This window comes from Mesorhizobium sp. M7A.F.Ca.ET.027.02.1.1 (assembly GCF_004022985.1).
Lineage (GTDB): Bacteria > Pseudomonadota > Alphaproteobacteria > Rhizobiales > Rhizobiaceae > Mesorhizobium.
In genome coordinates, this window is record NZ_RZOL01000674.1 from 1 (window position 1) to 1,915 (window position 1,915).

At 63.3% G+C, this 1,915-nt stretch carries 2 protein-coding genes; both read right to left on the bottom strand.

The features are described 5' to 3' along the window. Nucleotides 1-71: 71 nt before the first annotated feature. The gene (locus EN749_RS34980; RefSeq protein ID WP_127396064.1) at nt 72-1,355 is read right to left on the bottom strand and encodes a Re/Si-specific NAD(P)(+) transhydrogenase subunit alpha; all 1,284 of its coding nucleotides are present in this window, start codon (nt 1,353-1,355) and stop codon (nt 72-74) included. Nucleotides 1,356-1,439: 84 nt separating this feature from the next. Next, a complete protein-coding gene (locus EN749_RS34985; protein ID WP_127267396.1) occupies nt 1,440-1,664 on the bottom strand; it encodes an aa3-type cytochrome c oxidase subunit IV in 225 nt (74 codons plus the stop codon). Nucleotides 1,665-1,915: the final 251 nt, after the last annotated feature.

Below are 1,915 nucleotides of genomic sequence, written 5' to 3' on the forward strand. Positions count from 1 at the left end.
GTGCACTGCCAGCCGAACCGCGGCGGAGGCCTGGTCGAGCTGGTCGAGGGCTTTCTGCAGGGTCTGATCCATCACGCGATCCCTTTCGGCTTCGACGAGGGCGACTTGGATGCGGCCGGTTTCTTGGACGCGGCTTTCTTTGCAGCAGCGGGTTTGTCCGAGGCGTCGGCAACCATGGTCTTGGCCGGTATCGCGGCCGGCTCGAGATGGGGTTGCTGATCGGCCTTTATGAAAGCAGGATGCACGATCTTGCCGCCGTTAGTCAGCATCGTTGCCTTGACCAGATCGTCATCGCGGTTGATGGCAAGCGTTTTCGTCGTCTTGTCGACCAGCGTTTCGAGGAAGGCGAAGAGGTTCCGGGCATAAAGCAGCGATGCCGACGCCGCGATGCGGCCGGGCACATTGAGATGGCCGACAATCTTGACGTTGTTGGCGGTGGTGACGACCTTGCCGGCTTCGGCGCCCTCGACATTGCCGCCACGCTCGACCGCCAGATCGACGAGAACCGAGCCTGGCTTCATCGAGGCGACCATGGCCGCTGAGACCAGCTTCGGCGCCGGTCGGCCGGGGATCAGCGCCGTGGTGATAACGATATCCTGCTTGGCTATGTGCTCTGATGTGAGTGCCGCCTGCTTGGCCTGGTATTCCTTAGACATCTCCTTGGCGTAGCCGCCTGCCGTCTCGGCGGCCTTGAATTCCTCGTCCTCGACCGCAAGGAACTTTGCGCCGAGCGAGGCGACCTGTTCCTTGGCGGCGGGGCGAACGTCGGTGGCGGTGACGACCGCGCCAAGCCGGCGCGCGGTGGCGATCGCCTGCAGGCCGGCGACACCGACGCCCATGATGAAGACCTTCGCCGCCGGCACCGTGCCGGCCGCCGTCATCATCATCGGCAAGGCGCGGTCATATTCCGAAGCCCCGTCGATCACCGCCTGATAGCCGGCCAAATTGGCCTGCGAGGACAAAACGTCCATCGACTGCGCGCGGGTGATGCGCGGCATGAATTCCATCGAGAAGGCGGTGACACCGGCCTTGGCCAGGGCTGCCACAGCGGCATCATTGCCATAGGGATCCATGATGGCAATGACCGCTGTACCGGGCCTGTAGCTCTTCAGCTCGGCATCGCCGGGCCGACGCACCTTCAGCACGACATCGGCCTTGGCGACATCGGAAGCCTTACCGATGGCGGCGCCGGCGCTCGCATAATCGGCATCGACGATGCGCGAATTCAGACCGGCGCCGGCCTCGACGACGACGTCGAAGCCCAACGCCGCCAGCCGTTTCACCGTATCGGGCGAGGCCGCGACGCGCGGCTCGTTGGCATCGAGCTCACGAGGGATGAAAACCGTCTGTCCCACCGCATGATCCTTTCGGCCGGAAGCTATTTCCCGCAAGACGCCGGCCGGCCTCGCGGCGGCGCCGTGGACAAGGTGTCGGAAAATCTATCGGAGGATAAAGGCGCCGACGGCCATAATCAGCACGAACAGGATGGTCGCCGAGAAGAAGCCGCCCGCGAAGAAGCCGAAGGCCATCGCCAGAAGCAGGGCTCCGCAGAAAAGCGATCCGTATTTGGCCAGCGCGAGGAAGCCCGCATAGGTGCGGTCATGCTCGGCATAGTCCATCTTCGCGCCCAGTTCGACAGGACCGGTCGGCGAGTGATCAGCCATAGGAATACCCCTTCGAAGACATCTTTCAGGCACATAGCGAAAAGCCGGGCCGAGAGCAATGGCGCTATTGCCGCACAACAGCGGACAACTGCCTCAAAGAAAGGTTGAAGCCGGCTGCCAACGCGCGACGGAGTCCGATCGCTGGATTCTGATGCTTGATGCGGAAAGATGCTTCGAAGGCAGACGCTTGCGTGGCCTAAGCCGGCGCCCTCAGCCGGCTAGATGCGGAAATAGCCCGAGCAACCCGACGA

What these genes read in the sequence shown, in the direction of transcription:
- EN749_RS34985 (WP_127267396.1), bottom strand. Translation starts at nt 1,664, where the DNA reads ATGGCTGATCACTCGCCGACCGGTCCTGTCGAACTGGGCGCGAAGATG.